This is a genomic window from Sphingomonas sp. P3_C5 (assembly GCF_056402635.1).
Genome location: NZ_JBFUHA010000001.1, coordinates 669,876 through 691,280, shown reverse-complemented (window position 1 = coordinate 691,280; position 21,405 = coordinate 669,876). Strand labels below are relative to the sequence as shown.

The following is a 21,405-nucleotide window of genomic DNA, read 5'->3' as shown; positions in this document are numbered from 1 at the left end:
TTCCGATCATATATGATATCCAATAAAAAATCGAGGGTTCGGAGATCGAGAGGCAAACAAATCTGAAAGGGGGAGCGAGATGCGATTCTCGTCCAAAATCAAATTAAGCGGTTCAGTGATGGCGCTGTCGGTTGCGATGGCGCTGATTCCAGGCGCAGCTTTTGCGCAAACCAAACCTTCAACCACGCCACCGACCACAGAGTCCGACGACACGGCGCTGCCGCAAGACACGCTGACGGATGGCTCAGCAGTCGATAACGCCAAGGACATCATCGTCACCGGTACCAGCATCAAGGGTGTCGCGCCGGTCGGCTCGAATCTGGTGTCGGTGGGCCGCGCGACGATCGAGAAGACTGCACCGATCAACCTGTCGGAACTGACCAACACGGTCCCGGCGATCTCGACGGCGGGCTCGGTTGCCCAGGGCGAGAACGCCTATTCCTATTATTCGCCGCAGATCCACAGCCTGGCCGGATCGTCGTCCAACACCACCTTGGTGATCGTTGACGGCCTGCGCCTGCCCGGCGGCGGTACCCAGTTCGCGCAGACCGATCCGAACATCATCCCGGTCAGCGCGATCGAGCGCGTCGAGGTCCTCGCTGACGGTGCATCGTCAGTCTATGGTTCGGACGCGGTTGCCGGCGTGGTCAATTACGTGACCCGCAAGACGTTCGACGGTCTTGAGGCAAGTGCCCAGTACGGCTTTGCCGACCACTATCACAACTACAACCTCAACTTCATCTGGGGCAAGAAATGGGACACCGGCGGGGTCTATGTCGCCGCCCAGTACAGCAACGCCTCGCCGCTGGATAACAGGTACCGCTCCTTCTCGAGCATGGGCGACTATCGTCCGATCGGCGGCCGCAACACGAACAGCTATGCCTGCGATCCGGCGACTATCACCGTTACGGGAGTTGCAACTGGAACCGCTCCCTCAGGCACCTATCTGTCGCCGAGCGCGACGACCACGGTCGTCAACAACGAAGCCAATGCGCCCTGCAACAACTCGGTCTATTCCGTGCTGTTGTCGGGCCAGTACCGCGCGAACGCGATGTTCAAGGTCTATAACGAGTTCTCGGACCGGTTCCGCGTAACCGCGATGATGAACTACAACAACCAGAAGACCCATCAGAAGAACGGCCCCGGCGCGATCACCAACGCCACTGCGTTTGGACGGTATACCGACACGACCACCACCCCCAACACTGTCTACAATGGAGGTGTTTCCTCGATCGTCATTGGCGGCACGACCTACAACTACCCACAGGTGAACCCGTTCTTCCGCGCGCCCGCCGGCGCGCCGAACGCCACCAAGGAATCGATCAGCTGGCTCGCGACCAGGCCCGATGGTGAATATGGCTATGGCGAGTCGGAGGAAGATTCGCTCTACGCGACTGCAGTTGCCGAATTTGACATCACCAGCAGCTGGAGCGTCAAATTGAGCGACGCCTTCGGCAAAAACCGTTCGGCGCTGAACACGATCGATGGCTTCTGCACCGCCTGCGCCCTGCTCGCGCTCAACGGCACGGGCCAGAGCAGCGGCAGCACCACGACCACCGACGTCGCCGGCCAGAACGTGATTGCGCTCAACCTGCCGCTTACCACTGCCAATGCGCTCGATGTCTGGAGCGCACCAGGCAGCAGCCGCAGCTCGGCCGCCACGTTGCGGTCGCTCTACGGCGCCGACAGCCAGAACACGAACTACAACATTTTCAACCAGATCAAGCTGGACTTCCAGGGCACGCTCTTCGCGCTTCCTGGCGGCGACGTGAAGCTGGCGTTTGGCGGAGAGCATTACGGGGCCCAGCAAACCCAGAAGATCAACGGCCCGAATGGCACCGGCCCGACCGTGACCGGCTCGAGTTTCCGGCAATATCTCTACCATCGCACAATCAACTCGGCCTATGCCGAAGTCGTCATCCCCCTGGTTTCCCCGGAGATGAACTTCCCGCTGGCCCGCCGGCTCACACTCGATATCTCGGGCCGTTACGACAAATATAGCGATGTCGGCGATACCTCGAACCCGAAGTTCGCCGTAGACTGGGAAGTTGTCGAGGGCGTTAAGTTCCGCGCCAACTATGCGACCTCCTTTGTGGGACCACCGCTGGCGGTGATCGGCGATCCAACCCAGGGCTATCTCTATGCCTCGGGCAGCGTCGGTACGACGGGAACGCTCGTCGTGCCGATCGCGAACTATCCGTCAGTCATCAATATCCCGGGTGCAACGTGCAACGCGTCGACCTGCACGATCGGCCTCGCCGCCAATCAGGGCCTCCGGCGCCAGCTTGGCGGTGGCTTCACCCACGAAGTCCCGATGACCGGCGAAAGCTACTCTTTCGGTCTCGACCTTGCTCCACGCTTCCTGCCTGGCTTCGTGAGTGCGGTGACGTGGTTCCACAACAAGTTCGTGGGCGGCGTGAGTTCGCCAAGCACGACCGCGATCGTCAACTCGGCGGGACTGCATGACCTGCTGACGCTCTGCCCCACGACGTGCACCCAGGCGCAGATCGATACTTTCGCGAACATCGCCAATGGTGCGACCATCTCCGGCGCGGTGCCGGCGCAGGTCTATTTCCTACTCGATCAGAGCACGCGCAATGCGCTCAACCTGACCGTGGAGGGCATCGATGCCAGCGTGAACTATCGCAGCTCGATCGGCAGCATGGGGACTTTCACGATCGGCACTGCGTTCACCTACTTCACGAAATTCAGCCAGAATTTCGCGGGAGGTAGCGCGTTCAGCATCCTCAACACCTCGGGCTACAACACCACCTTCCCGTCGATCCAGTTCAAGAATCGGGCTCAGCTCGGCTGGGAACTCGGCGGCTTCTCGGCCGACCTGTTCTGGAACCATGTCGGCGGCTATCGGAACTGGATCAACACCTCGGTCGCCGCGGTCACGGTGGATTCCTCGGGCAATCCGAGCGGTGGTGGCGATCATGTGAAGGCGGATAATAATTTCGACCTGCACGTTCAGTACACGGTGAAGAACGAAGGCACGTTCAACGGCTGGCAGGTCTATGTGGACGTGAAGAACATCTTCAACACCGATCCGCCCTTCTACAGCGGCAATACGGCCGGCATCATCGGCGGTGCGTTCGGGTATAACGGCTTTGTGTCGAACCCGCTCGGACGCGTCACCTCGGTGGGGCTGCGCGCCAAATTCTGACCTCCCCTGCCTCCGCCCGCCCCTCACCGGGGCGGGCGGACCTTTTAACACCGAACGGAACACGACAATCATGGCGATCAGCAAGCGGGAACTGACGCACATTGGGTTCGACCCCCGCCACGACCCAGATACCAGCGCCGAAAAGGGCGAGCCAAATATGAAGGGGCGAGCTGCGGAAGCTACCGCCCGATCGATATTCTCAGCCGGCCCCCCACGGCCGGACTTGCACCGGGATCGCGCCTCGCGCGGCCGGCGCCACTCGCCATCCGATATCCACTCACGATCAGCCGATGACGCCGCGGCAAGATGCTGGCACGTTCGCGCTCGCAGGAACAAAAATCGGGCGTTCGGAGCCCCTGAGAGCGGAGTGGTTGTGATGGGCAGGATCAGGAAGATTGCGCTGAGCGGATTGCTGGCCGGCGCTGCGGCGCTGTCGGCACCGGCGACCGCAAAGACCATTATATTATCGCACTTCACCTTGATTGACGGCACCGGCCGGGCCCCCGTGCGGGATTCGGCGCTGATCATCAGAAACGGCCGGATCGACTGGGTCGGGCCCGCCGCGCGCCTGAAGGTGCCGAAAGGCGTGAAGGTCCGGAACCTGTCGGGCAAGTTCGTGATGCCTGGGCTGATCGACAGTCACGTCCATCTCGGCCTGGTCGACGGCATCACCCAGGATCTCAAATATTACACCCGCGAGAATGTCGAGCGGCAGCTCCATCTCTATGCGGCCTATGGCATCACCAGCGTGCAGGTGCTGGGCACCGACAAGGACGAGATCCACGATATCGTCCGCGATATCCGCGCCGACCCGGCCGGCCGGGCGCGAGTGTGGACCGCCGGGCGCGGCGTCGTGTTCAAGGGTTCCTATGGCGGCGTGGCCGGGCTCGAGGCCCAGGTCGCGACTCCAGCCGAGGCAAAGGCGATGGTCGACCACGAGGTGGCGAAGGGCGCCGATTTCATCAAGCTGTGGGTCGATGACGAATTCGGCAGCCTGCCGGAGCGGTTGCCGCCGCCGATCAGCACAGCGGTGATCGCCGAAGCACACAAGCAGGGCAAGAAGGCGATCGCGCATGTCTTTTACCTCGACAATGCCCGCGAACTGACCCGCGAGGGCGTGAACGGCTTCGGCCATGAAGTCCGTGATGCGCCGATGGACGCAAAGCTGCTCGGCGAGATGAAGGCGAAAGGCGTGTGGCAGATCGCGGCGACGCTCAGCCGTGAGGCGAGCTTCACCTATGATCTGCTGCCGTTCGTGGGCGATCCCTTCTTCTCGCGCGGCGTGACGCCGGCCACGATTGCACAACTCGAGGATCCGGCACGGCGCAAGCGGCTCGCGTCCGGGCCGAACTTCCCGAAATATCCAGGCGTGCTGAAGACCGCGATGGAGAATTTCGCGCGCGAGGCAAAAGCCGGCATCCCCTATGGCATGGGCACCGACAGCGGCCCGAGCGCTCGCTTCCCCGGCTATTTCGCGCATTGGGAGCTTGAGCTGATGGTCAAGGCGGGTATCACCCCGCTTCAGGCACTGACTGCGGCGACCGGCGGCAACGCACGGTTCATGGGCGCGACCAATGTCGGCACGGTCCGGGCAAGCAAGGCGGCCGACCTGCTGGTGCTCGACAAGGATCCCACCCGGGACATCCGCAACACCCGTTCGATCGCGATGGTGTTCCTGAACGGCGAGAGCGTGCCGACGATCTGGCAGACCTGCACCGGCCGGCCGGCTGATGCCTGCGGAGCTCCCGGCCAGTGAGCCTTTCTCCAGTTCCCCTGTCAGCGATGGTCTCGGGCGATGGCCCGCGGCCGACGCGCGTGCGCTATATGGTGCTTGGCTTCGTCATCGCGGCCTATTTCATCACCTATATGGACCGGGTGCTGCTCTCCGCCTCGGTGCCGTCGATCGAGAAGGAGTTCGGCTTCACCACCATCACGATGGGCTGGGTGCTGTTCTGCTATCAGATCGCCTATGCGCTGTTCCAGATTCCGGGCGGCTGGTTCGGCGACAAGGTCGGCCCGCGCCTGGCGATGACGGCGGTGGTCATCTGGTGGTCGACCTTCACCGCGCTCACCTCCTTCACCTGGGGCGCCACCTCGATGGCGATCTGCCTATTCCTGATCGGCATGGGCGAAGCTGGGGCATTTCCGATCGCCAATCGCGCCTTGTCCCGCTGGATGCTGCCGTCAGAACGCGGCCTCGCCCAGGGTGCGACGCATGCGGGATCGCGCTTCGGCGGGGCGGTGACCCCGATCATGGTGGTGGCGCTGATCGCTGCGTATAGCTGGCGCGCGCCCTTCCTGATCTTCGCAGTGGTCGGTGTGGTCTGGGCGGTGTTCTGGTATCGCTTTTACCGCAACACGCCGCTTGAGCACCCGCTGACCAATGAGGGGGAGCGGAACACGATCAACGCCGCGCTCGGGCATTTCGCCAAGGGCAAGCGCACCGTCCCCTGGGGGCAGATCCTCTCGAACCCGCAGACCTGGCTGCTGTCGGCCATGTATTTCTGCTATGGCTACGATATCGGCGTGTTCCTAAGCTGGTTCCCCAAATATCTGAGCGCCGCGCGGGGCTTCGACCTCGCCCAGATGGGATTTTACGCAAGCCTGCCGCTGATCGCCGGCCTGATCGGCGATATTTCGGGCGGGCTGACCTCGGACCTGATCCTGAAGCGCACCGGCAATGTGAAATTCGCCCGCCGGATCGTCTCCGTTATCGGCTTCGGCCTCTCGAGCGTAGCGGTGACGCTGGCCGCGAGCGCGGCCGATCCGATGATCAGCATCGCCTGGTTCTGCCTTGGTGTGTTCGCGCTCGAACTTACGGTCGGGGTATCCTGGGCGGTGACGCTCGATGTCGGCGGCGAGTTTGCCGGCTCGGCGTCGGCGGTGATGAATACTTTGGGCAATCTCGGCGCATCGCTCGCGGTGGTCGCCACGCCTTATGTCGTCAAATCCTATAGCTGGGGCGCCGCGTTCGGAATCATCGCCGGCCTGGCGCTCGCGGCCGCCCTGCTTTGCCTGACCGTCGACGCCTCGCGCCGGCTCTATGCGGTCGAGCCCGTAACGGAATGAACATGAGAGAGTTATGGACTGGAATATCCCGAGGAACGTTATGAAATACGCGGCGCTGACAGGTTTGGGCGTAATGGCCGCGCCGGCCATGCTATGGGCCGCGCCGCCCGCTGACTCGGTCGCGGGCGCCACGGTATTCAAGAAGTGCGTCGCCTGTCACAGTGTCGACCCTTCGGGCCGCAACGGGCTTGGCCCAAATCTCAGGGGCGTGGTGGGCCGCGCCGCGGCGAAGGTGCCGGGATTCGCCTATTCACCGGCCATGGCCGCCACGAAGCTGGCGTGGACAGAGCAGAACCTGTCACGCTTCCTCGAATCTCCGAGGCAGCTCGTCCCCGGTACCCGCATGACCTTTGCCGGCCTGCCCGACCAGCAGGACCGCGCCAACGTCATCGCGTTCCTGAAGCAGAGCAGCCCCAAACCGCCAGCGCCAAAGCAAAAAGGCGCGAAAAAATGATCCTTTGCGCCCTTCCACTCCCTCGTTCGGCAGACACTCAATGACCATTTTCGGCGCCATGCGCCTTCCCCGCTCAGTTCTCTTCGGCGCAGGGCAGCGCCGCGCCATCGGCGCTGTGGCCGCGTCGCTCGGCAAGCGCGCGCTGATCTGCACCGATGCCCGGCTGAGTGCCGATCCGATCTTTGTCGCGATGCTCGACGATCTCGCCGCGGCCGGGGTCGAGACTCGCCTCTACGACCAGACCCAGCCCGACCTGCCGATCGAATCGATCCTCGAATGTGTTGACCGGGTGCGCGATTTCACACCCGATGTCGTGTTTGGCATTGGCGGCGGGAGCTGCATGGACCTGTCCAAGGTGGTCGCCGTGCTGCTCACCCATGGCGGCCAGATCAGCGATTATTACGGCGAATTCCAGGTACCGGGACCAGTCATGCCGCTAGTCGCGGTGCCAACCACGGCCGGCACCGGATCCGAAGTCACGCCGGTCGCGGTGGTCTCGGACAATGAGCGCGGCGTGAAGATCGGCATCGCCAGCCCCTATCTCATCCCCGTGGTGGCGATCTGCGACCCGGAGCTGACCATCACATGCCCGCCCGGCCTGACCGCCTGTTCGGGTGCTGACGCAATGACTCATGCGGTGGAGGCCTTCACCACCCTGGCGCGTCCGATCGAGCCACTCCTCACCAGGCAGCATGTCTTTGTCGGCAAGAACGCGCTGTCGGATCATTTCGCCAGACTGGCGGTCAAGAGCATCTGGACCAGCCTGAAACGTGCTTATGACGATGGCAGCGATGTCGCCGCGCGCGAAGAGCTGATGCTCGGCGCGCTGACGGCGGGCTGCGCCTTCGGCACCGCCGGGACGGCGGCTGCGCACGCCCTGCAATATCCGGTCGGGAACCTCACCCATACAGCGCATGGCGACGGCGTCGCGACGCTCCTGCCTTTCGTCATGCAGTTCAACCGCCCGGCCTGTACGCCTGCCTTTGCCGAACTTGCCCGGGTGGTGGGGCTCGGCACGCCGGAGAGCGATGATGACGAGCTGTCGCAGCTCTTCATTGACGGCATTGCCGCACTGTTCGCCTCAGTCGGCATTCCAAAGTCCCTCAAGCAGCTTGGCCTGGCCGAGGACCAGCAGGAGTTCGTCGCTGAGAATTCCCTGCTCGCCGCGCGGCTGATCAAGAACAACCCCCGTCCCCTCGATCTCGACGCGATGCGCCGCATCACTCAGGCCGCCTTTGCCGGCGACCGGGAGCGGCTGCTCGAGGGCGTGAATTTGAACCTCCAAAAGGCAGTATGATGGAAGCCCTGAACAGTTACGCCGCCCCGGCCGCCGGTGATCATGAAGCGCCGTTCGACATTCCGACCGACCTGCTGATCGGCAAAGCCTGGCAGGAAGGAGACAGCCGCAAGCGGATCGAAGTCGTCAATCCATCGACCGGCGGGGTGCTGACCACAATCGCCGACGGCACGATCGAGGACGGCCTGGCCTGTGTTTCCGCTGCCTATGACGCCGGCGCCGCCTGGGCGGCGACCGCGCCGCGCAAGCGCGCCGAGATCCTTGTGAAATGCTGGGAAAGCATGATGGCCAATGCCGAATGGCTGGCGCAGCTGATCAGCCTGGAAAATGGCAAGTCGCTGCCCGATGCGCGCGGCGAAGTGGGCTATGCGGCCGAATTCTTCCGCTGGTATGCCGAGGAAGCGGTGCGCATCAATGGCGAGCTGTCGATCTCGCCTGCGGGTGCGAACCGCATCATGGTGCAGTATCAGCCGATCGGTGTGTCTCTGCTGATCACACCGTGGAATTTCCCGGCGGCGATGGCGACGCGCAAGATGGCGCCGGCGCTGGCGGCGGGCTGCACCGTCATCCTCAAGCCCGCGACCGAGACCCCGCTGACCGCGCTCGCGATCGCGCAGATCATGCTCGAGGCAGGGGTTCCGGCGGGCGCCGTCAATGTGATCAACACGAGCAACGCATCGGGCGTCTGCAGCGCGATCCTGCACGATCCGCGCGTGCGGAAGCTGAGCTTCACCGGTTCGACCGAAGTCGGCCGCATCCTGCTGCGCGAATGCGCCGATACCGTGCTGAGCGCGTCGATGGAGCTTGGCGGCAACGCGCCTTTCCTCGTGCTCGACGATGCCGATCTCGATGCAGCGATCGAGGGTGCGATGATCGCCAAGATGCGCAATGCCGGCGAGGCCTGCACGGCGGCCAACCGCTTCTATGTGCAGCGCGGCATCTATGACGCGTTCACGGCGAAGCTGGTCGAGCGCATGGGCGCGCTGAAGGTCGGCCCTGGCTATGACGCGACGACCGAATGCGGCGCGATGATCAACCCGGAGGCGATCGAAAAGATCGAGATGCTGGTCGAGGATGCCAAGGCCAAAGGCGCGCGCGTGCTGCTCGGCGGCCAGACGCCGCATGGCGACGGCTATTTCTACCCGCCCACGGTGATTGCCGACATCCATCCGGATTCAGCGATCCTGTCGACCGAGGTGTTCGGACCGGTGGCGCCGATCATGCCGTTCGACGATATCGAGGATGCGATCCGCCTCGCCAATGCGACGGAGTTCGGCCTAGCCGCCTATGTCTTTACCGGCGACCTGAAAAAGGGGCTGGCCATTTCAGAGCGGATCGAGGCCGGCATGGTCGCGCTCAACCGCGGCCTGGTGTCGGATGCGGCGGCGCCGTTCGGCGGCGTCAAGCAGAGCGGGCTCGGCCGCGAGGGCTCGCACCACGGGCTGCATGAATATACCGAGGCGAAATATATCGCCGTGAGCTGGTAAGGCTCTTCGGGTCGCAAGGCAGCCGCTTCCGAGAGGGAGCGGCCGTTTTGACTTATTCACAACCGCTTAAAACCGTCATGCCTGACTTGTTCAGGCATCCACTGCTCCGCACACTCGCAACTCTCGAATCCGCGGCACCGTGGTCCCGGCACAAGGCCGGGGTGACGAGTGAGTGCTCAGTCGCCTGACCAGTTCGGCGTCTTCTTCGTCTTGGCGAGGAAATCCTGCACGCCGCGGCGGAAGTCGTTGCTGCCGTAAACGCGGGCGATCAGGTCCTGAATGTCGGGCAGGCCGTCAAAGGTCATCCGGCGGATGGCTTCCTTGGTCGTCCGCGTGGTGAGCGGGGCGTTCTCGGCCGCGCGCTGAACCAGAATGTCGACCTCGGCATCCAGCTCTTCGGGCTCGACGATCTTGTAGAGGAAGCCGCTGTCGAGCAGTTCCTGCGCGGTGATCATCTCCCCGAGCAGCACCATGCGTTTCGCGATCTGGATGCCGACGGCACCGCCGACCCGGGCATAGCTGCTGCTCGACAGGCAATTGCCGATGGTGCGGCCGATCGGCGATCCGAACTTCGCGTTCGGGGTTGCGATCCGGAAATCGCAGGCGCTTGAGATATTGATGCCGCCGCCCACGGCCCAGCCCTCGACGATCGCGATCGTCGTCGCCGGGATCTTGTCGATCGAGCGCATGAAGATGTCGATCTCATTCTCATAGGCGACACCGTCCATGCCGGTCCTCACATCGGCGAAACCCTTGATGTCGGTTCCCGAAATGAAAGCCTTGCCGCCGGTACCGCGGAACGTGACCACACGGACGCCCGGGTCGGCGGCGAGGCCGACACAGATATCGTGAAGATCTACCCACATCTGATGCGTCAGCGCATTATGGGCAGCGACATTGTCGAACCGGACATGCGCGATGGCGCCGTCGCGCTTGAGAATGGTCTGGCCGCTCATTCCGCCGCGGCCCGAGCTGCGGGCAAAAGGCCCTTTTCTTCGAGCTCGCGACGGATTTCGTCGCCATGCTCGTTGATCAGGGGCGGCGGGAAGCGCACCTCCTGCGGCGTGCCGCTCATCTTCACCGGGAAGCCGAGCGCCTTGAAGCTCCCTTCGACCGGATGTGCGATCTCCTGCACCATGTTGCGTGCCACCGCCTGTTCGCTTGTCACGGCCTCGCCATAGTCGAGAATCGGCGCGGCGGGCACTCCGGCTGCGAGCAGCGCGTCGATCCATTCCTGGCTTGTGCGGGTGAGGAAGGTCGGCGCGAGATCGGCGATCAGGGACAGGCGGTTCGCCACCCGCACCGCGTTCGTGTTGTAGCGCACATCCTCCTGCAGCTCCTCGCGGCCAAGCACCTTGAGGAAGGTCAACCACAGGCCCTGATTGGCCGCACCGATCACGAACCATCCGTCCGAGGCCTGGACTGCCTGATAGGGCGCCGACATGCGGTTGGCCGAGCCGATCGGCTGGGGCGATGTGCCGGTGCCCCAGAGCTCGGTCGTCTCCCAGATCGACAGGCCGAGCGCAGCTTCGAGCAGCGACGCATCGACATATTGGCCCTTGCCGGTCTTTTCGCGCCCGATGATCGCACTCAAAATGCCATAGACCGAGAACAGGCCGGCGCCGAGATCGGCAACGGCGATCGAATTCTTGGCCGGCTCCATGCCGGGGAAGCCGTTCGAGCTCAGCACCCCCGACATCGCCTGGGCGATGAGGTCGAAGCCCGGGCGCTGCGCCCAGGGGCCGGTCTGGCCGAAGCCCGAGATGCTGGCATAGACCAGCCTCGGGTTAATCTCGCTCAGCGTCTCATAGCTCATGCCGAGCCGCGCGGCGACGCCGGGGCGGGCGTTCTCGACCAGCACGTCCGCTGACTTAACCAGTGCGTAAAGGACTTCGCGATCGGCCTCGTCCTTGAGATCGAGCGTGATGCTGCGCTTGTTGCGGTTGAGCGCGAGGAAGCCGGGGCTATCCTCGCCCTTCAGACGAAAACCCATCGAATGGCGTGTCGAATCGCCGACCCGGGGCGGCTCGACCTTGATCACGTCTGCCCCCATGTCGCCGAGCAGCATGCAGCAGAACGGGCCCGCCATGACCTGGGAGATATCGAGCACCCGGATTCCGGCGAGCGGCAACGTCGTCATTGATGAGTCCTCATTGTTCGTCATGTTCAGGCTATCGCCTCGATTGCATCAGCGCCATGCCCGGCATTTGGCACCAGCGGTCGGTTTGGATTGACCAGGGCCCAGATCAGCCCGCCCGCCACCGCCAGCGCACCAGCAACGCCGAACGCCGCCGTCCAGCCATATTGGGCCGCGATCCAGGGCGTCAGCGACGAGGTCAATGCGCCGCCGATCTGGCAACCCATATTCATGAACCCGGCCACCACGCCGGTATGCGGCCCGGCAATATCGGCGCTGACCGACCAGAAGGAGCTTTGCGAGAGATACAGCGCGCCGGCGCCGCCCGCCAGCACCACCACCGCAAGCCCGGTGCTCTGCGCCATCGACCCCAGCCCGACAAAGATGGCGGTCAATGCGAAGGACAGGATCGCGAGCCCCGAGCGGCCGAGATACAGGCCGCGTGCCGCCGTGACGCGGTCGCTGATCCAGCCGCCGGACAGGCAGCCAAGCATCATCATCAGCGGCGGCAACATGCTGTAAAAGGCGCTCGCCTTCAGATCGACGTGCCGCGCTTCGGCGAGATAGATGAAGAACCAGCTGAAGAAGATCCAGGCGACATAGCCAAAGGCGAAATAGCTGAAGAACAAAGCCCAGACATTGCCGCTGGAAAGGATCGCTCCCCAGGGCAGCGCCGTGCGGGGCGCACCGGGGGCGACGAGCCCGGCATGGATATGGGCAAGCTCCGCTGGCGACACCTCTTTATGTTCTTCGGGCGTATCGCGCGCGAGCAGGAACCAGGCGATGCCGGCGACTAGGCCGATGCCGGCGCAGGCATAGAAAGCGGCGCGCCAGCCATCGGCGGCGATGATCGCGGTGATCAGCGGCGGGCTGAGCGTCGAGCCGGCACCGACGCCGGCGAAGATCCAGCCATTGGCCTTGCCGCGCTCCTGCACCGGGATCCAGCGCGAGATGAACTGGTTGCCGGCCGGGTACATCACCGATTCGCCAGCGCCGAGCGCGAAGCGGACCAGGATCAGCAGCATCAGGGCATGCGCGCCTTGCGGCGAGACCAGAGCGGTGAGGACGCACAGCACGCCCCACCAGACCAGAGCGACGGTGAGCACGCGACGCGGCCCGAAGCGCCAGGCCAGCCAGCCCGCCGGGACCTGGCACGCCGCATAGCCGATCAGGAAGGCGCTGAAGACCCAGCCGAGATGGATCTGATCGATCCCATATTCCTGCCGCATCTGCACGCCCGCGACCGAGATATTGGTGCGATCGAGGAACGCGACTGCGCTCAGCAGGAACAGCATGAAAATCAGCAGGACTCGCACCCGCGAACCTCGTGCTGCCGCCGTGCTTGTGGCCATCATCTTGCGGTCTCCTCGCCCCTGTTCTCCCCTGCCGCTTATCGCCGCAGGATCATATTGTATATGATATTGCACCCTGCTAGCATCGCTATAAACAAAGAACAACGGCGGGTCCGGATGCGACGCAGGCGACCAGTCAGAGGCTTAGGGGAGATGGTTTGAGAAAGCACCGACTTGCATGCGCGCTGATTGCGCCCATGCTATCGATTGCGGCTGCCGGCGCGCAATCCGTGCCGCCCGCCAAGCCCCTGGCGCAGCGGATCGGGCATACCGATCCGAGCAAATTCCGCCACCTTGAAGCCGTCCATAATGGCGCAGGCTCGATGGATTTCGCCCCGATCTTCGGCACCGACGCGCTCAGCACCAATCTGATCTTCGTCCATCGCGGCGTGATTGCGCCGCACAGCGGGATCGGCGAGCATTTCCATAACAATTGCGAGGAGATGTTCGTGATCCTCGATGGCGAGGCGCAGTTCACCATCGATGGGCGCACCTCCCTGCTGAAAGGCCCCGCGGCGGTTCCCGACCGGATGGGGCATGCCCATGCCATCTACAATGCGACCGACAAGCCGCTGCAATGGGTCAACATCAATGTCGGCCTGACCAAGCTCTATGACGCGTTCAACCTCGACGATCCGCGCGTCGGCGTGCCGCTCGACCCGATCCCGCAGTTCATCTCGGCGCGTTTCGATCCGGCGCTGCTGAAGCCGGTCCAGGCAATGGACGGCGGCACGGGAACCGTGATGTTCCGCCGCACGCTCGAGCCGAGCGTGTTCGCGACAGCCTGGTCCTATGTCGATCATCTCCGCATCCCCGCCGGCGCCTCGATCGGCGCGCGGTCGATGCCGGATATGAGCGAGGTCTATCTCATAGTGTCGGGCGACGGCGAGGTGACGGTTGGCGCGGAGACAGCGGCCATTCATACCGGCGACGTTATCCCCGTCGATATCGGCCAATCGCGGTCGATGCGCTCCACAGGATCGGCACCGCTCGACATGATGATCATTGGCGTCGCCCGCGATCTTACGACCAAAGCTGCGTTTATCGCCGCCTCGGCGCCGCGCCCGAGGGCCGCCCGTTGAAGCGCATCTTCTTCCTCGCAAGCGCCGCGATCGCCGTTTCAGCTCAAGCCGCGCCGGCGGACAGCGACTGGCCGAGCTATGGCAATGACCAGGGCGCGACCCGCTATTCGACGCTCAAGCAGATCACGCCGGAAAATGTGAGCAAGCTCCAGGTCGCCTGGACCTATCATATGCGTCCCGCCGGCTATGTGCCGCCGCCCTTGCCGCCGGGCCTGCCCCCGGGCTTTCGCATGACCGGCTTCTCGTCTTCGCAGGCGACGCCGATCGTCATCAAGGGCGTGATGTATTTCCCCTCGCCCTATGGGAAGATCGTCGCGCTGGATGCGGATACCGGCAAGGAAGTCTGGACTTACCAGATGCCACAGCGCGACCAGGCCTCGACCCGGGGTGTGCAATATTGGCCGGGGACGAAGGGCGCGAAACCCGAGATCGTGTTCGGCACCCGCAGCGGCCGGCTGATCGCGCTCGACGCCGCGACCGGCGTTCCGGTTCCGACCTTCGGCACCGCCGGGATCGTCGACATGAAGACGCCCGAGGTGATGAACGGCAATCCCCGGTCGCAATATGGCATGTCGGGTCCACCCGCCATTTACGGCGACCTGATCCTCACCGGATCGCGGGTGCAGGAGTCACCGTCGCTCGGTGCGAGGGGCGATGTTCGCGCCTGGGACGCGCGAACCGGCGCGCTCGTCTGGACCTTCCATACCGTCCCGCAGCCCGGTGAAGTCGGGCATGAGACCTGGGAAGGCGACAGCTGGAAGAACCGCTCGGGCGTCAATGTCTGGACCCAGATCGTCGTCGATGAGAAGCGCGGCATCGCCTATCTGCCGATCGCGGCGCCGGCGTTCGATCGCTGGGGCGGCGACCGCAAGGGCGACAATCTGTTCGGCAACTCGATCGTCGCTGTCGATGCGAAAACCGGGAAATATCTCTGGCATTTCCAGGTCGTCCATCACGACATCTGGGACGTCGATCTGCCCGCCGCGACCCTGATCGACGTGAAGAAAGGGGCGCACACGATTCCGGCGATCGCGGTGATGAGCAAGATGGCGATCATGTTCATCCTCGACCGGGTGACCGGCAAGCCGATCTACGATGTGAAGGAAGTGCCGGTCCCGACCGACACCGATATTCCCGGCGAGCAGCCATCGCCGACCCAGCCAATGCCGTCGGCACCGCCGCCGCTCACCCGGCTGTCGATGGAGATGGCCGACATGGCCGCGATCACGCCCGAGCTGAAGGAACGCTGCCAGAAGATGGTGGACGATTTCCACATCGTCTCGAGCAAGATGTTCCAGCCGCTCCGGGCCGATTCAGCGATCGCATCCTTCCCGAGCAGCCTGGGCGGGATCGACTATGGCGGCGGCGCCTTCGATCCGCAGCGCGGGCTCTATATCGTCAACGTCAATTCGCTGGCGAGCCCGCAACAGCTCGCCAAACAGGCGAATGGCTCGTGGGACCTGGCGCGCGGCTATGTCTATTTCATGGACCGCGAGACGCGCACGCCGTGCGGCCCGCCGCCCTGGGGCGAGCTGATCGCAGTCGATGTCAGCAAAGGCACGATCGCCTGGCGGCGGCCGCTCGGCACCACCGACAGCCTGCCCGAAGGCAAGCGCGACACCGGCCGGCTGAGCTCGGGCGCGCCGATCGCGACGGCATCGGGCCTCGCCTTTTTCGGCAGCACTGACGAGAACAAGATGCGGGCCTTCGATACGCGCACCGGAAAACTGCTTTGGACGGCGCCGTTGCCAGCCTCGATCTACGGCTCGACCATGACCTACCGGGGCAAGAGCGGACGGCAATATGTCGCTGCGGTCGATACGGGTGGATTCAACAGCTCGCCGGTATCGAGCGACGAAGTGCTCGCCTTTGCGCTCCCTAAGTAACGGTAATCAGTTGGAGTAACGGTTCGAGATGCTCAGGATGCAGAAACTTGCGACAGGCGTGATGGTACTGGGCTTTGCCGTGGTGGCGACATGCGGGCTCGAAGCGCAGACGGCACCGGCTGCGCCGCCACCCGCCGCCACCCCCGCGCCGCCACCGGGGCCTGGCCTCGTGATCATCAACGAGAAGTGCAGCGCCTGCCACACGACGGCGACCGTGTTCGGCCAGCGCCGCAGCCCTGAGGACTGGGCCGCGACCGTGCAGGTGATGGTGGATCGCGGCGCCGATCTGTCGCCGGACGAGGCCAATGTCGTGATCGGCTATCTCGCCGAGAACTTCCCGGCACAGGCAAAGCCTGCGGCGAAATGAAGATGAAGGGGGAGACTATGAAGCTCACACTGACACTCGCGCTCGCGTTGGGAAGCGCGATGACGCTGGCCGCCACGGCGCCGGCGCAGGAGGCGGCCGCACCGGCAGCACCGCAGATCGAACGTCTCGACCCCGGCCTCGACGCGCTGATCGCGCCCGGCACCAGCATCGAGAAGGTCGCGACCGACTTCAAGTTCATCGAAGGCCCGATGTGGCGGCAGGGCCGGTTATGGTTCTCGGACGTCGGCGGCGAGGAGATCCGTGCCGTCACGCCGGACGGCAAGGTGGAATTGCTGGTCGACCATGCCGGCGGCTATCCCAATCCCAAGCCGGGCAAGACGGTGGGGCCGAACGCGATGGTGACCGACAAGGATGGTACGGTCCTCTATGCCCAGCAGGGTGGCCGCAACATCTCGCGGCTTGACGCCAATCTCAATATCAAGCCGTTCCTGAGCACCTATAACGGCAAGAAGATCAACAGCCCCAACGATCTGGTCTTCGCAAAGGACGGCGCGCTCTGGTTCACCGATCCGCCCTTCGGGCCGATGAACATGGATCCCTCGCCGCCGCTCGAACAGCCTTTTGCGGCGGTCTATCGCTATGCAAACGGCAAGCTGACCCCGATGGTCACCGACCTGAAGCTGCCCAACGGCCTGGCCTTTTCGCCCGACGGCAAGACCTTCTACGTCAACAGCTATGGCCCCGAGATGTTCACCCGCGCCTATGATGTCGGCCCGGGCGGCAAGCTCTCCAACCCGCGCATCTTCTTTGCCTACGATCGCAGCATGGGCCGGGGCGGGCCGGACGGGCTCAAGACCGATGCGCGCGGCAATGTGTGGAGCACAGGGCCGGGCGGCATCCGCATCTTCACACCCAAGGGCAAGCTGCTCGGCCAAATCAAGCTGCCCGAAGTCGCAGCCAATCTGGGCTTTGGCGGCCCGGGCTACCGCGATCTCTACATTACGGCGTCGACCAGCGTGTACCGCATCCACCTCAAGGTGGCAGGCGATATGCCGCTCTATCGACGCTAGCTTCCCCCTCCCGCCCCTCCAAGGTCGGGAATACCTGGGCAGGGCGTCGCGCTAGCGCCGCTCTGCCCTTTTTTTGTGCCATGGAACCTGCGAAGCTTCGCCTCGAACACTTATAATATATCCTATAGGATCACGCTTCCGGCTGTGCTAGCCGCTATTCAGGGCAGCGAAAGAGTGCCTGCTTCAGGAGTGTCGAATGTCGAGCCTATCCAGACGAAACCTATTGCTGAGCACCGGCGCCACCTTGCTGCTGGCCAAGGCGGGTTTCGCTCAGCGCGGGTCCGGTTGGATGCCGCCGCCGATCCCGCCGCACGACCCGAAGATCGACACTGAGTGGCGCCACTATGCCGCCGATCAGGCCAATACGCGCTACGCCCCGCTCGACCAGATCAACGCGGACAATTTCAACAATCTCGAGGTCGCCTGGCGCTTCAAGACCGACGCGCTTGGCGCCCGCAAGGAATATCAGTTCGAGGCAACGCCCCTGCTGGTCAAAGGGCGGCTGTTCCTGACTGCGGGCGCGCGCCGGGATTGCGTCGCGCTCGACGCGTCCACCGGCGAAATGCTGTGGATGTACCGCATGGACGAGGGCCAGCGCGCCGCCAATTCGCCGCGCCAGCTCTCCGGGCATGGCTGCTCCTACTGGACCGACGGCACCAGTGAACGCGTCCTGTTCGTGACCACCGGATACCGGCTGGTCTCGCTCGATGCAGCGACCGGCGTTCCCGATCCCAATTTCGGCGACAAGGGGGTGATCGACCTCAAGACCGACTTCGACCAGGAGATCGATCCGCTGACCGCCGATGTCGGGCTGCACGCGACGCCGCTGGTGGTGAAGAATGTCATTGTCGTCGGCGCCTCCCACACCGCGGGTGATGTGCCGACGACGCGCTTCAATACCAAGGGCTATGTCCGCGCCTTCGACATCAAGACCGGCAAGAGGCTGTGGATCTTCCACACCATCCCGAAAAAGGGCGAGTTCGGGTACGACACCTGGCTCGACGGCAACGCCGACCAGGCCGGCAATGGCGGCGTCTGGGCGCAGATGTCGGCCGATGAGGATCTCGGCCTGGTCTATCTGCCGGTCGAGTTGCCGACCGGCGACGAGATGGGCCTGTACCGTCACGGCCCGGCGCTGTTCGGGGAATCGCTGGTTGCGGTCGATATCATGACCGGCCAGCGCAAATGGCATTATCAGTTCGTCCATCACGGCCTGTGGGACCGCGACATCCCCTGCGCGCCGATCCTCTGCGACATCCCGCATGACGGCAAGATGGTGAAGGCGCTCGCCCAACCGAGCAAACAGGCATTCCTTTATGTGCTCAACCGCGAGACGGGCAAGCCGATCTGGCCGATCGTCGAGCGCAAGGTCGCGGCGGGTGACGTGCCCGGCGAATGGTATTCGCCGACCCAGCCCTTCCCGACCAAGCCGCCTGCCTATGACCGCCAGGGCGTGACCCCGGACGATCTGATCGACTTCACGCCCGAACTGCACGCCGAGGCGCTTGCGTTCATCAAGGACTATGTGACCGGCCCGCTCTACACGCCGCCGACCCTGAGCAAGCCGGGCGGCCCGTTCGGCACGTTGATCTCGCCGGGCCTGCAGGGCGGCACCAACTGGCCGGGCGGCTGCTACGACCCCGAAACCTGCAAGGTCTATGTATATTCCAAGACGACGATGCAGCTGGTTGGGATCGTGCCGAGCACCGACAAGAATGTCTCGGATTTCGCCTATGTCCATGGGCTGGCCGGCCTGCCGCCCCAGCCGCAGCGTGCGATGGGCGCCGCGAACGAGAATGGCGGCTTCCGTCCGCCACCACCGCCTCCACCTGGCGGGCCCAGACTCCCAAGGCCGGGGCCGATGAGCATCCAGGGCCTGCCGCTGATCAAGCCGCCTTATGGCCGCATCACCGCGATCGACCTGACCAAGGGAGACATCGCCTGGCAGATCGCCCACGGCGAGACGCCGGACAATATCCGCAACCACCCGAAGCTGAAGGGATTGAAGATTCCCCGCACCGGCCGCGAGGGCAATCTCGGCCCGCTGTGCACCAAGACGCTGGTGATCTGCGGCGAGTCCGGCTTCTTCACCAACCCGCAAGGGGTGCGCGGCGCGATGCTGCGCGCCTATGACAAGGCGACCGGCGAGGAGAAGGGTGCGGTCTATATCCCCGCGCCGCAAAGCGGATCGCCCATGACCTATATGCTGCGGGGCCGGCAATATATCGTCGTCGCCATCGGCGGGGGCAATTATAGTGGCGAGCTGGTCGCGTTCAAATTGCCCAAGGAGAGTTGAGTATGCGTATTTCCTGGAAAATCCCTCGCGGCCGGACCGCCTTGCTGGCTGCGACCGGCGTGTTCGCAATGACGACCGCGGTTGCCACCAATGCGCAGAGCGCGGCGAACAGCGTCTGGGGCGGCGCCTATACGACGGAGCAGGCGGAGCGGGGCAAGGCAGCCTATGCGACGAACTGCGCCGCCTGCCACGGGCCGGCACTCACCGGCGGCGATTCAGCACCACCGCTCAGCGGCGGCGTGTTTCTCAACAACTGGAACGGCACGACCACGGGCGAGCTGTTCTCGCGGATTCATGACACGATGCCGGCGAGCGACCCGGGCAGCCTGAGCGGCAAGACCGTGTCTGATATCGAAGCCTTCATGCTCCAGGCCAATGGCTTTCCGGCCGGCACCACCCCATTGCCGACCGACCCGCAGCTGATGACAGGAACGAAGATACTCGGTACCAAGCCAGCCGGCTGAACATTGAGCGGCACGGCGCCTGCTGTGGGCGCCGGCAGCTCGGAAGGTGACGCGATGATCGCCTGGGCGTCGTGCGATCCTTCTTTCGCGATTCGATCGGATATCCTATAGCGCCAAAGTGGACGCTTTCGCGCCGTTGCAGTTTGAGACGCTATGGAAAACCCCGACTCCCCTTCGCCCTATGCCCCGGCTGGCTATCGATCGCCCCGGCCCGCTCCGGTGCCGACGCTCGTCGCCTGGGCGCACGAGCATCTGCTGTCGATGCTGGTGTCGATGGAGATCGCCCCGGGGACGCGGATCGGCATCGATGCCGTGGCGCGAAAGCTCGGCATTTCGCAGACCCCGATCCGCGAGGCGTTGAGCCGGCTCGAGGCCGAAAAGCTCGTCATCAAGGTGCCCAATGTCGGCTATCACGCGAGCGCGCAGATGACGCCGTCCGAAGTGAACGACCTTTATGTGTTGCGCCAGTTGATCGAGCCTTATGCCGCCGCGCGCGCAGCGGAATCGATGACGGACGAGACGCTCAGCCAGCTCGCGACGATGGAAGCGGAGATGGACCGCATCCAGGCCGAGACGGGCGGCGCCTATGCCCGCTTCGCGGAGGCCGATGCGATGCTGCACAGCCTGGTTGCGACCGGCAGCGGCAATCCGCTGATCGCCGACACGATCGCCCGGCTGCACATGCATCTTCATATCTTCCGCTTCCTGTTCAACACCAACGCGCCGCAGGAAGCAGCGCAGGAACATGCCGAGATCATCCACGCCCTGATCGCGCGCGATCCGGTCGCGGCGGAGGCAGCGATGCGGACTCATCTGGAGCGCTCACGGATCAGGATGGAAGAAGCGTCGATCCGGATCGCGGCCAGGACATCGCCCGAACCGCGGGCGGCGAGCCCGGCACGGCGGGGCGGCATTTAACGCCGGCATCCCGATCCGACGGCCAATGCAGACAGAGTCCTTCGCACAAGGGCCGATCCGACGCCTGCCGATGCGCTCGAAAAGCGCAGTTTCTCCCTGTTATCGGCAATTAACAGGGAAGATTTTATTTTTTCGGCCGATTTTGGGCCTTTTGTTGGATTTTTTCGGCAAATTTAGCGTGATGATTCAATGCCTTGAAAGGCGCTCTCCCTGTTACTGAATAACAGGGAGGCGTGTTGGAGATAACAGGGAGAGGTATTGGAATTAACAGGGAGAGCCGCGCCCGTAACAGGGAAGGAACAGGGACAGCCGGAACACCGAAGTTTCGACCGTCATGTGAAAGAGCGTAGCCGGAGATTTTACGCTCCGTCCGGTTTGCACAGTGCAACAGTTCGG

The 21,405-nt window shown here is 63.9% G+C and carries 16 protein-coding genes; 13 read left to right on the top strand and 3 right to left on the bottom strand.

Features of this window, described 5'->3' with window-relative positions:
* Positions 1-118: 118 nt before the first annotated feature.
* The 6 genes from AC1DVS_RS03325 to AC1DVS_RS03300 all read left to right on the top strand — a co-directional run bounded on the left by AC1DVS_RS03325 (position 119) and on the right by AC1DVS_RS03300 (position 9,476).
* The gene (locus AC1DVS_RS03325; RefSeq protein ID WP_478020228.1) at positions 119-3,169 is read left to right on the top strand and encodes a TonB-dependent receptor domain-containing protein; all 3,051 of its coding nucleotides are present in this window, start codon (positions 119-121) and stop codon (positions 3,167-3,169) included.
* 376 nt (positions 3,170-3,545) lie between these two features.
* Positions 3,546-4,925, top strand: coding sequence for an amidohydrolase family protein (locus AC1DVS_RS03320; RefSeq protein WP_478020226.1), 1,380 nt, complete (start codon positions 3,546-3,548; stop codon positions 4,923-4,925).
* Positions 4,922-6,238, top strand: coding sequence for an MFS transporter (locus tag AC1DVS_RS03315; protein WP_478020225.1), 1,317 nt, complete (start codon positions 4,922-4,924; stop codon positions 6,236-6,238). Before AC1DVS_RS03320 ends, AC1DVS_RS03315 begins: the two co-directional genes overlap by 4 nt.
* 13 nt (positions 6,239-6,251) lie before the next feature.
* A complete protein-coding gene (locus AC1DVS_RS03310) occupies positions 6,252-6,692 on the top strand; it encodes a c-type cytochrome (RefSeq protein ID WP_478020224.1) in 441 nt (146 codons plus the stop codon).
* A gap of 40 nt (positions 6,693-6,732) precedes the next feature.
* Positions 6,733-7,989 (top strand): iron-containing alcohol dehydrogenase, encoded by a 1,257-nt coding sequence (locus AC1DVS_RS03305; protein ID WP_478020223.1) that lies wholly within the window; start codon positions 6,733-6,735, stop codon positions 7,987-7,989.
* Positions 7,989-9,476 carry an NAD-dependent succinate-semialdehyde dehydrogenase gene (locus tag AC1DVS_RS03300; protein ID WP_478020222.1) on the top strand — a complete coding sequence of 496 codons (1,488 nt, stop codon included), beginning with the start codon at positions 7,989-7,991 and terminating at the stop codon, positions 9,474-9,476. Before AC1DVS_RS03305 ends, AC1DVS_RS03300 begins: the two co-directional genes overlap by 1 nt.
* 176 nt (positions 9,477-9,652) lie before the next feature.
* Here AC1DVS_RS03300 and AC1DVS_RS03295 read toward each other — a convergent pair whose 3' ends face one another.
* Genes AC1DVS_RS03295 through AC1DVS_RS03285 form a run of 3 tightly spaced genes read right to left on the bottom strand, consistent with a single transcriptional unit; the run spans position 9,653 to position 12,968 of the window.
* Positions 9,653-10,432: an enoyl-CoA hydratase gene (locus AC1DVS_RS03295; protein WP_478020221.1), complete on the bottom strand. Its 780-nt coding sequence runs from the start codon at positions 10,430-10,432 to the stop codon at positions 9,653-9,655.
* Positions 10,429-11,616 (bottom strand): CaiB/BaiF CoA transferase family protein, encoded by a 1,188-nt coding sequence (locus tag AC1DVS_RS03290; protein WP_478020220.1) that lies wholly within the window; start codon positions 11,614-11,616, stop codon positions 10,429-10,431. The genes AC1DVS_RS03295 and AC1DVS_RS03290 overlap by 4 nt, the downstream gene beginning before the upstream one ends.
* Positions 11,617-11,642: 26 nt before the next feature.
* Complete coding sequence (locus AC1DVS_RS03285) at positions 11,643-12,968, bottom strand: MFS transporter (protein WP_478020219.1); 1,326 nt, start codon at positions 12,966-12,968, stop codon at positions 11,643-11,645.
* A gap of 194 nt (positions 12,969-13,162) precedes the next feature.
* On the opposite strand from AC1DVS_RS03285, the gene AC1DVS_RS03280 reads away from it, so the two are divergent.
* The 7 genes from AC1DVS_RS03280 (at position 13,163) to AC1DVS_RS03250 (ending at position 21,009) form a co-directional block, all read left to right on the top strand.
* Positions 13,163-14,047, top strand: a complete 885-nt coding sequence (locus tag AC1DVS_RS03280; RefSeq protein WP_478020218.1) for a cupin domain-containing protein — start codon at positions 13,163-13,165, stop codon at positions 14,045-14,047.
* Positions 14,044-15,933, top strand: coding sequence for a pyrroloquinoline quinone-dependent dehydrogenase (locus AC1DVS_RS03275; protein WP_478020216.1), 1,890 nt, complete (start codon positions 14,044-14,046; stop codon positions 15,931-15,933). Before AC1DVS_RS03280 ends, AC1DVS_RS03275 begins: the two co-directional genes overlap by 4 nt.
* Positions 15,934-15,970: 37 nt before the next feature.
* Entirely contained in the window at positions 15,971-16,300 is a 330-nt protein-coding gene (locus AC1DVS_RS03270; RefSeq protein WP_478020214.1) for a c-type cytochrome, read from the top strand.
* Positions 16,301-16,317: 17 nt separating this feature from the next.
* Positions 16,318-17,331 (top strand): SMP-30/gluconolactonase/LRE family protein, encoded by a 1,014-nt coding sequence (locus AC1DVS_RS03265; protein ID WP_478020212.1) that lies wholly within the window; start codon positions 16,318-16,320, stop codon positions 17,329-17,331.
* A 196-nt stretch (positions 17,332-17,527) separates the two neighbouring features.
* Entirely contained in the window at positions 17,528-19,627 is a 2,100-nt protein-coding gene (locus AC1DVS_RS03260) for an outer membrane protein assembly factor BamB family protein (RefSeq protein ID WP_478020210.1), read from the top strand.
* 2 nt (positions 19,628-19,629) lie between these two features.
* Positions 19,630-20,091: a c-type cytochrome gene (locus AC1DVS_RS03255; protein ID WP_478020208.1), complete on the top strand. Its 462-nt coding sequence runs from the start codon at positions 19,630-19,632 to the stop codon at positions 20,089-20,091.
* A 153-nt stretch (positions 20,092-20,244) separates the two neighbouring features.
* A complete protein-coding gene (locus tag AC1DVS_RS03250) occupies positions 20,245-21,009 on the top strand; it encodes a GntR family transcriptional regulator (protein ID WP_478020207.1) in 765 nt (254 codons plus the stop codon).
* The last annotated feature ends 396 nt before the right edge of the window (positions 21,010-21,405 follow it).

Excerpts from the sequence above, each read along its gene's own strand:
- AC1DVS_RS03325 (WP_478020228.1), top strand. The coding sequence starts at position 119 with ATGGCGCTGTCGGTTGCGATGGCGCTGATTCCAGGCGCAGCTTTTGCG.
- AC1DVS_RS03320 (WP_478020226.1), top strand. The coding sequence starts at position 3,546 with ATGGGCAGGATCAGGAAGATTGCGCTGAGCGGATTGCTGGCCGGCGCT.
- AC1DVS_RS03310 (WP_478020224.1), top strand. The coding sequence starts at position 6,252 with ATGGACTGGAATATCCCGAGGAACGTTATGAAATACGCGGCGCTGACA.
- AC1DVS_RS03305 (WP_478020223.1), top strand. The coding sequence starts at position 6,733 with ATGACCATTTTCGGCGCCATGCGCCTTCCCCGCTCAGTTCTCTTCGGC.
- AC1DVS_RS03300 (WP_478020222.1), top strand. The coding sequence starts at position 7,989 with ATGGAAGCCCTGAACAGTTACGCCGCCCCGGCCGCCGGTGATCATGAA.
- AC1DVS_RS03295 (WP_478020221.1), bottom strand. The coding sequence starts at position 10,432 with ATGAGCGGCCAGACCATTCTCAAGCGCGACGGCGCCATCGCGCATGTC.
- AC1DVS_RS03290 (WP_478020220.1), bottom strand. The coding sequence starts at position 11,616 with ATGACGACGTTGCCGCTCGCCGGAATCCGGGTGCTCGATATCTCCCAG.
- AC1DVS_RS03285 (WP_478020219.1), bottom strand. The coding sequence starts at position 12,968 with ATGATGGCCACAAGCACGGCGGCAGCACGAGGTTCGCGGGTGCGAGTC.
- AC1DVS_RS03280 (WP_478020218.1), top strand. The coding sequence starts at position 13,163 with ATGCTATCGATTGCGGCTGCCGGCGCGCAATCCGTGCCGCCCGCCAAG.
- AC1DVS_RS03270 (WP_478020214.1), top strand. The coding sequence starts at position 15,971 with ATGCAGAAACTTGCGACAGGCGTGATGGTACTGGGCTTTGCCGTGGTG.
- AC1DVS_RS03265 (WP_478020212.1), top strand. The coding sequence starts at position 16,318 with ATGAAGCTCACACTGACACTCGCGCTCGCGTTGGGAAGCGCGATGACG.
- AC1DVS_RS03260 (WP_478020210.1), top strand. The coding sequence starts at position 17,528 with ATGTCGAGCCTATCCAGACGAAACCTATTGCTGAGCACCGGCGCCACC.
- AC1DVS_RS03255 (WP_478020208.1), top strand. The coding sequence starts at position 19,630 with ATGCGTATTTCCTGGAAAATCCCTCGCGGCCGGACCGCCTTGCTGGCT.
- AC1DVS_RS03250 (WP_478020207.1), top strand. The coding sequence starts at position 20,245 with ATGGAAAACCCCGACTCCCCTTCGCCCTATGCCCCGGCTGGCTATCGA.